Source organism: Arthrobacter sp. OV608, from assembly GCA_900110595.1.
GTDB lineage: Bacteria > Actinomycetota > Actinomycetes > Actinomycetales > Micrococcaceae > Arthrobacter.
The window spans coordinates 1-6957 of record FOEZ01000044.1; the positions used below are offsets into that span (position 1 = coordinate 1).

8 protein-coding genes and 1 pseudogene are annotated in these 6957 nt (G+C 66.0%); 5 read left to right on the forward strand and 4 right to left on the reverse strand.

All coding sequences use genetic code 11. The annotated features are described in order from the left end of the window. Positions 1 to 189: pseudogene (locus tag BMX78_RS22305) on the forward strand (DUF3618 domain-containing protein); the annotation flags it as partial. A 94-nt stretch (positions 190 to 283) separates the two neighbouring features. On the opposite strand, the gene BMX78_RS22310 reads toward BMX78_RS22305, so the two are convergent. Next, the gene (locus BMX78_RS22310; protein ID WP_286139232.1) at positions 284 to 1120 is read right to left on the reverse strand and encodes a LysR family substrate-binding domain-containing protein; all 837 of its coding nucleotides are present in this window, start codon (positions 1118 to 1120) and stop codon (positions 284 to 286) included. Between BMX78_RS22310 and BMX78_RS22315 the strand changes: the two genes are divergently transcribed. After that, positions 1083 to 1478 (forward strand): DUF5997 family protein, encoded by a 396-nt coding sequence (locus tag BMX78_RS22315; RefSeq protein WP_091424743.1) that lies wholly within the window; start codon positions 1083 to 1085, stop codon positions 1476 to 1478. The two genes, BMX78_RS22310 and BMX78_RS22315, sit on opposite strands and share 38 nt — an antisense overlap. Before the next feature lie 84 nt (positions 1479 to 1562). Here BMX78_RS22315 and BMX78_RS22320 read toward each other — a convergent pair whose 3' ends face one another. Then, complete coding sequence (locus BMX78_RS22320; RefSeq protein WP_091424746.1) at positions 1563 to 1943, reverse strand: VOC family protein; 381 nt, start codon at positions 1941 to 1943, stop codon at positions 1563 to 1565. A gap of 157 nt (positions 1944 to 2100) precedes the next feature. On the opposite strand from BMX78_RS22320, the gene BMX78_RS22325 reads away from it, so the two are divergent. Both BMX78_RS22325 and BMX78_RS22330 read left to right on the forward strand, forming a co-directional pair. Further along, positions 2101 to 2700, forward strand: a complete 600-nt coding sequence (locus tag BMX78_RS22325) for a hypothetical protein (RefSeq protein WP_091424749.1) — start codon at positions 2101 to 2103, stop codon at positions 2698 to 2700. A gap of 72 nt (positions 2701 to 2772) precedes the next feature. After that, a complete protein-coding gene (locus tag BMX78_RS22330; RefSeq protein WP_091424753.1) occupies positions 2773 to 3372 on the forward strand; it encodes a DUF6919 domain-containing protein in 600 nt (199 codons plus the stop codon). A gap of 5 nt (positions 3373 to 3377) precedes the next feature. Here BMX78_RS22330 and BMX78_RS22335 read toward each other — a convergent pair whose 3' ends face one another. Next, positions 3378 to 3857 carry a pyridoxamine 5'-phosphate oxidase family protein gene (locus BMX78_RS22335; RefSeq protein WP_091424756.1) on the reverse strand — a complete coding sequence of 160 codons (480 nt, stop codon included), beginning with the start codon at positions 3855 to 3857 and terminating at the stop codon, positions 3378 to 3380. Positions 3858 to 3949: 92 nt separating this feature from the next. Continuing rightward, the gene (locus BMX78_RS22340; RefSeq protein WP_091424759.1) at positions 3950 to 5335 is read right to left on the reverse strand and encodes a flavin monoamine oxidase family protein; all 1386 of its coding nucleotides are present in this window, start codon (positions 5333 to 5335) and stop codon (positions 3950 to 3952) included. Positions 5336 to 5474: 139 nt separating this feature from the next. On the opposite strand from BMX78_RS22340, the gene BMX78_RS22345 reads away from it, so the two are divergent. Continuing rightward, on the forward strand, positions 5475 to 6227 hold the full coding sequence (locus BMX78_RS22345) for a TetR/AcrR family transcriptional regulator C-terminal domain-containing protein (protein WP_091424763.1): 753 nt from the start codon (positions 5475 to 5477) through the stop codon (positions 6225 to 6227). The last annotated feature ends 730 nt before the right edge of the window (positions 6228 to 6957 follow it).

The following is a 6957-nucleotide window of genomic DNA, read 5'->3' on the forward strand; positions in this document are numbered from 1 at the left end:
GCCACCCAGGTCACCGACGCCGCCAAGGACATGGTCCAGGACCTCAAGGAACCAGCCCAGGAAGCGATGGAGAACGTCAAAACCACCGCCACCGAGGGCGTCCAGAACGTCAAAGCCGAAGGCCAAGGCGCCGTCACCGACGTCAAAGACCGCGCCACCGACGCCAAAACCAACGTCCAAAACACGTAGGGTCCACCCAGCGTAGGGATGTTTCAGGTCCAGGAAGGCCGGCTCCGCAAGGGGCCGGCCTTCCGGCGTCTGCGGCTTTTTGGCGGGACCTCCGCTAGCGCTTGCCCTTTTTCCGCGAACCCTTGCCGCGGCCCTTGTCCGGGTTGGGGGCGTAGCGCTGGGCAACCTTGGGTGCCTTCTTGGCTCCGGTGCCGCGCCGGTCCGGCTTGGGCTCCTTCTTCACCTGCACGGGCTGGGCGGACGGCTGCCGGGAGCTTTGGGCGGTCCTGCCGCGCACAATCCCGATGAATTCCTCGATCACCTCATCGGTGGAATCGGTGGGCCAGGCAACGGCAACCTCCGTAGTGGGCGCGCCGGTCAGCCGCCTGGCCACCGTGTCCTTGACGTTGAAGTGCCGGGCCACGGACATGGGCAGGATCGCAAGCCCTGCGCCCGTAGCCACAACCTGCAGTGCGGCCTCCGGACCGCCGAGGGCGGCCACATCCAGGAAGGCTTCCTCGGCCAGGTCGGCGAGCGCCACTTCCTCGAACACCGAAATCTCGTGGCCCTTCGGCGCCACCACCACGGGCTGCTCCTCATACAGCGGAATCACGCTGAGGCCCTCGCGCTCCACCGGGAGGCGGACGAAGCTGAGGTCCGCGGAACCGTCACGCAGCACCCGGACCTGCGCGCCGTCGTCGGACATAAACGCCTCCAGCGGAACGTGCTGCACCCGCTCCTCCCAGCGGCGGATCCACTTGCCCGGCGTCACACCCGCCACGTAGGCGATGCGGAGGACGCGGGGAGCTTCCTCGACGGCGGGATCGGCAGGGCCCGTCGGGGCGGCGTCTGGCTGGGGGGTGTTGTCGGTGGGCACGTCTTCACAGTACCGTCCGCCCGGATACCCTTGAAGCATGACCTCTGCAAACTCCCAGTCCATGAAGCCGGCCACCGTTGCCAAGAAACTTGGCATCTACCTGCCCGCAACACCGCAGGAGTTCCAGGAATCCACCATCACCCGCGAGGAGTTTGCCGAACTCCAGGCCAACCCGCCGGAATGGCTCGCCGAACTGCGCCGCAACGGCCCGCACCCCCGCCCGGTGGTGGCGCAGAAGCTGAACGTCTCCATCAGCGGCCTGGCACGCGGCGGCGTTGAAGAAGCATTGACGACGGCGGAGATCACCGCGCTGCTGCAGGCTCCCCCGCAGTGGCTGGTCACCGAGCGCGCCACGCACGCTGCCGTCCGGGCCGAGGCCCAGCGCGTGAAGGAAGAAGCTGCCAAGAAGGAAGCCAAGCGCGCCCGCGCCTAAGCGCTTTCGAAACCGGGGCTTGTTCGCGGATCAGAACCTTGACGGTACGGATCTGCGAACAAGCCTCTGTTGTGTCCCGAGATGTCAGTCCTGGTGCAGCTGGATGTAGTTCCCGCAGCCGTCGTCGAACACGGCGCTGATCCCGGACGGATCCTCCGCCGGCTCGCTCTTGAAGGTGACACCGGCTTTGACCAGCCGCTCGTACTCCGCCCGCACGTCAGGGACGCCGAAGACGATGGCCGGCAGGCCGGCGTCGTGCACGGCATTCATGTAGGTGGCGCCGATGGGGTTGTCACTGGGTTCCAGCAGCAGGCCCACCGAGCCCTGGTCCGCGCCGGGATCCTTGATGATGAAGAGGTTGTACTCCGGCATGGCCATCAGTGTCTCGAAGCCCAGGGTCTCCGTATAGAAGGTGTGGGCGGCCGCGGGATCCTGGACGTGGATGCTGCACATTTTGAGTCTCATGGCTCCCACCGTACGTGGCGTGTGGCGCGGCCGGGAAGACTCCGCATGGTGCAGAGCTGCCGCTGCCGGTGCGGCCATTGACCAGGGCCTGGGAAGGCGATCCAATGGAAGGACCAGCCCGGCGTAACGCCCGGGCGTGTGGACGTGGAGGTGCAAGGTGGCAGCCATCGCAGAATCCCTGTTCCAGGGGGCGTGGGTACTTCTGCTGTGCGGGTCCGTGCTGGTGGTGAGTGTGGCCGCCACCGTTTTCCAGGTCCGACGGCGGCCGCTGGCTGGAGCCGGCAGGGAGCCTGAGCGTTCCGACCAGTTGTTCTGGGACCTTTTCCTGGGCTCCGCCGTGGCGCTGCCCGCGCTGCTGATCCCCACGTTGTCTTCCCCGGTGGCCGGGCTGTTCCTTGCCGGGGCGGCTGTGGCGTCCGGTATCGCGGCCTACCGGGGCAGCCCCCGGATCGCCGCGCGGCTCTCTGCCCGGCGCCAGAGCCGTAAGTATCTGCCCCTCTATACCGCTGCGCAGGCTGAACACAGCATGCTGCTGGAGCGCTGGCGCCGCTACGAGCTTGATCCGGCGTACTGCATCGATTTTCCTGCCATGACCGATGTGCGGCTGCCGCACACAGCAGCGGTTATCAAGGCCATGCGGGAGGCGGAGCAGCTGCGGGCCGCCCGGCACCAGGAGTACCCGCCCGCCGTCGAACGCTTTGGCCGCGCCCTGGCCGCAGCTGAACAGGCGGCAGGGATTTCCGCCCAGGGGCACTAACGCCTGTCGCGCGCGTTAAGTGCTGTGTCGCCGCCGCTGGAGTCCGGCGGCGGAGCGCCGTAGCATCCGAGGATGGACCTTCAAGAAACGGAAGACCGCGACCAGTTCGGCAGGCGGCTGGAGGACCGGGGTGCCTGGCGCCAGGCCACCACGCTGGCGGCGGCCGGCGAACTGACGGCACGCTGGCTGGAAGGCCAGAGTGAGTTCCAGCCCGCCACCTTCACTGCCACGTACGACGACGAGACGGCACCTATCGCCGTCGAGCTCGCCATACTGAACCGTAACGGATTGTTCACCAAGGAGTCCCAGCCCGGATTGCGGACCGGTGATCTTGCGCAGCGCCAGTACGTCACGGGCTTTTGCAGTGCCGAAAGCGCCGCGGAGCTGCTGGCCCTGTCCACCCGGTCCGAGCTGGTCACTGTGGCCCATGCGCCGGGGGAATCCAGCATCGCCGCCATCCCGGTGACGCTGGATGGCGGCGAGGTGGTCACCGTCCTGGGCTCCAGCGAGAACCCGGTCACCGAGGAACAGATCCAGGACTGGGCCGGTGAAACCAACGATGCCCTGGCCCTGCTGTTGGCCGACTCCTGGTACGTGGAAATCCTGGACCCGGCCTGGGGCCGGGACGACGTGCTGCTGCCCGCCGTCCTCGGCGCCCTGAGCGGTCAGTAGGTTTTTTACAGCTCTACGGTGCCGCTTTCGCCCACGCTCATCCGGCTGTTGGTGACCTTGGACTTCACCCACTGGAACACGGTTGCGGCCGTTCCGCCGGGGCTCGTCCAGTACTCAGCGGAGTCGGAGTCGATGCGGAGCAGGCACACCTCAGGGGTGTCCGGGCCGTCCGGGAACCACGCCTCCACAGCTTGGTTCCACATTTCACGGATTTTGTCCCGGTCGGTCACCACTTCGGCGGTGCCTGCCACTGAGACCCACTCGGTGTTTTTCCCGAAGGAAACGTTCACGCGCGGGTCAGCCCGGACATGGGCCACCTGCGAGGTGCCGAGCCCGGTGAAGAACCACATGTCGCCGTCGTCCTTCACGTCCTGGACGGCCAGCGGCCGGCTGACGAGCGCGCCGTCCTCGTTGATGGTGGTCAACATTCCGATGTGGGAATGGTTGATGATGTCCGTTACCTTGCTGATGCCGGTGTCAGTCATGTCTCACCTCGTTCGTCTGCGTGCGGGGACGCTCCCCATCGGCCAGCCTATTGGTAAGCATGCTTAGAATCCACCCGACGCACTCCCCTGCTTCAGGCGGGAACTGCCACCTTCGCTGCCTCGAGGATGCTGGCTGCCGTGCGCTGGCCCATCCGGATGGCTCCGTCCACGTGCTGGTAGCCTTCTGCGGCGAGGTCTGAGGAGGACCAGTAGATGGGCCCGACGGGGGCGTGCTGGTCTTTGCCGTAGCGGTGGAGGCCGCCGAGGTCGTAGCTGGAGGCGTAGGCGCCGCGGGTCCATTCCTCCGAGCCCCAGTCGGACTCGTAGTAGACCTCGGGCTCCAGTGCCTCGGCGCCGAGGAAGCCGGCGATGGACTCCAGGACTGCGCGCTTGCGTTCGTCGGCACCCAGCTCGAAGACGGCGTCGGCCTTTTCATCGGAGATGAAGCCCACCAGGGTGCCGCGGGTGTCGCCGAAGTTGGTGTTGTCGTAGACCTCCTGGACCAGGGATCCGGCGCCAAAGCAGGTGCCGGAGAGGCCCGAGTTCCGCCAGAACGGGCGGCTGTAGACGGCGTGGACCTTGATGACCAGGCCCAGGGACTGGTGCTGGTGCATCTGGTGCTGGCGGCGCGGCAGCGGCGGGTTGAATGAGACGCGGGAGTACAGGTTGGGCGGCACGGCCATGATCACAAAGCGGGCGTTGACGGTGGCCTGCTCGGAGACGACGGTGACGCGGTGGCCGCCGTCGGCGTCCGGCTCCCAGTTGATGGTGCGCACCGGGGAGTTGAGGACGACGTCGTCCCCCAGCTCCTGTGCCATGAGCAGGGAGACCTGCTGCATGCCGCCCACCACGCGGCGGTCGAGGATGAAGTCCTCGTCCGTGAGGTGGGTGAAGGAGCCGGCGGAGGCGGCCATCAGCACCGCCTGGAGTGCGGAGAAGGCGTGGGCGGGCTTGGTGAGCATGCCGCCGGCGATGAAGAGGCCGATGTTGTTGCAGGCTTCCTCGTTGGCGGAGTGCTGCCGCAGCCAGTGGTGGAAGGAGATGGTGTCCAACTCGCGGGCTTTGGGGTGCGCCCAGGGTTCGGTGGGGCCGATTTCTGCGGCGAGTCCGTCCAGCAGGGCGATGAGCTTGTTCATCTCGGCTTCGGTGTCCGGGTCAACGGGGAAGGTGTCGCCGGTGTAGCGGACGGGGATGCCGTCCTTGCCGATGTACATGGACTCGCCCTCGCGGTAGCGCGGGTAGGTTTCCAGGTTGAGTTCCTGGAGGAGGTCCAGGAGCACGGTCTGGTCAGGCGAGACCCACTGGCCACCGATTTCCAGCATGGCGCCGTCAACGGTATCGGTCCAGGTGCGGCCGCCTACGCGGTCACGTGCCTCAAGTACGGCGACGGTGAGTCCGGCCTTTTTCAGTTCACGGGCTGCGGTCAGTCCGGAGGGCCCGGCTCCAACGACAACGACGTCGCGGTTCAGGTTCAGCATGATGTCCTCTCTTGAGCCCCCTCCTGTGACGGGGAGCACTAAATGAATGTCATTCATTTATTAGAACTATAGCTGTTTGGGGCCGGGACCGGAAGTGCCGGATGGAATAATGCAGGTGACCACCAGAGAAAGGCCAGTGATGCCGGCAGTACCAGCCGTAGAGGGACGCACCGCGGGGAACGGGAGCGCCACCAGTGTGGCCGCCGCCGGTGATGGAGCGGCTGCCGGCAACGGCGGTGCCGGCAACGGGGGCACTGCCCGCAGGCGGGCCGGGCGGCCTTCCGCCGCACTGCTGGACAAGGCTGGCATCACGACGGCGGCGCTGGAGCTCATTAACCGCAAGGGCTACGACGGCCTCACCATGGCGGGCCTGGCCAAGGAACTGGACGTGGCGCCGTCGGCCCTTTACAACCACGTGGCGTCGAAACGGGACGTGCTGCTCCTGGTGGAGGACCATCTCACGTCGCTGGTGGACGTATCCGATTTCGGCTCGTCGCCGTGGGAGGACGCCGTGCGCAGCTGGGCCTGGAGCTACCGGAACGTCTTCGCCGCGCACACGCCCCTGATTCCCGTTATTGCGGTCCTCCCGGTGACCGACGCGCCCCAGACGCTGGCGATGTACGAGACCGTGAGCAAGGGCTTCCTTGATGCCGGCTTCCCGCAGGAGCGCGTAGTTTCCTCGATTGTGGCCTTCGAGTCCTTTATTTTCGGCTCCGCTTATGACGTCACGGCGCCGGAGGACATTTTCGATTCCGGGTCCATGGCAGACTCGACGCCGCACTTTACGGCTGCGGTGCGGAGCGCTTCCAGTGGGGCGGGCCGGCCGGCGGACGTGGCGTTCGAGCTTGGGCTTGAGGCGCTGATCTCGGGGCTCGGGGCGCTGCGGGGGTAGTGGCTGCGGCGGCGTATTCCGCTCCGCCTGGCTGGGCAATTCAGGCGTGGTCGAATTCCGGGCGCATCCACTCGACGTCGAGTTCCAATGCGAGCTTTTCCTCGTCAGTGAGTGGCCGCACCGCTCTCTCGAAAGACGGAGACCGGGGGCCCAGTCGTCCCACATACCGTCGCTCGTGACAACACGTCACCAAGTTGGCAGCAGCCAAGGGACTCTCATATCTTGCAAAGTTGACATTCCCGGCATGACGATTCGTTGCTGACCGTACTTATTGGCGGAGCGACAGCCTGAGGGGCACTCGGCTACCGTCTGCGGAACCAGATGAAGGCCGCACCGTAACAGGCACCTCATCTGGAAGCGGGGCTAGCGAGGATCCAGACCAGGTTCGTTGGCTACTACCCTAAGGAACGGATCCTCACCTGGACACTAGGGGATTTAGGCAGCATTCCCTTGCACCTGAATGCGCTCCTCGAAGAGCTGTCGAAGGTGCCATTGACGATCACCACGCCCTGATATCGCTTCAGTATTGCGCGCAGAGTCCTCAGACTTGCCCGTCTATTAGTCGTTCGAGGCCCAGTAGCGCGGACTTGGCCGCATCAGTCCCGTTGCGGACGGTAAACCAGGACGTCCCGAGTGTAAGAACATCCAGGAGCACAGGCAAAGGTTCCTGTGCCGGCACCCGCTCTCCAGAACCGGAGGAGGGCTCAACGCCTCCGGTGACGGAGCGGTA

Bases quoted from the DNA above. Each gene is read 5' to 3' on its own strand.
- BMX78_RS22330 (WP_091424753.1), top strand. From the start codon at position 2,773: ATGGACCTTCAAGAAACGGAAGACCGCGACCAGTTCGGCAGGCGGCTG.
- BMX78_RS22335 (WP_091424756.1), bottom strand. From the start codon at position 3,857: ATGACTGACACCGGCATCAGCAAGGTAACGGACATCATCAACCATTCC.
- BMX78_RS22340 (WP_091424759.1), bottom strand. From the start codon at position 5,335: ATGCTGAACCTGAACCGCGACGTCGTTGTCGTTGGAGCCGGGCCCTCC.
- BMX78_RS22345 (WP_091424763.1), top strand. From the start codon at position 5,475: ATGCCGGCAGTACCAGCCGTAGAGGGACGCACCGCGGGGAACGGGAGC.
- BMX78_RS22320 (WP_091424746.1), bottom strand. From the start codon at position 1,943: ATGAGACTCAAAATGTGCAGCATCCACGTCCAGGATCCCGCGGCCGCC.
- BMX78_RS22315 (WP_091424743.1), top strand. From the start codon at position 1,083: ATGACCTCTGCAAACTCCCAGTCCATGAAGCCGGCCACCGTTGCCAAG.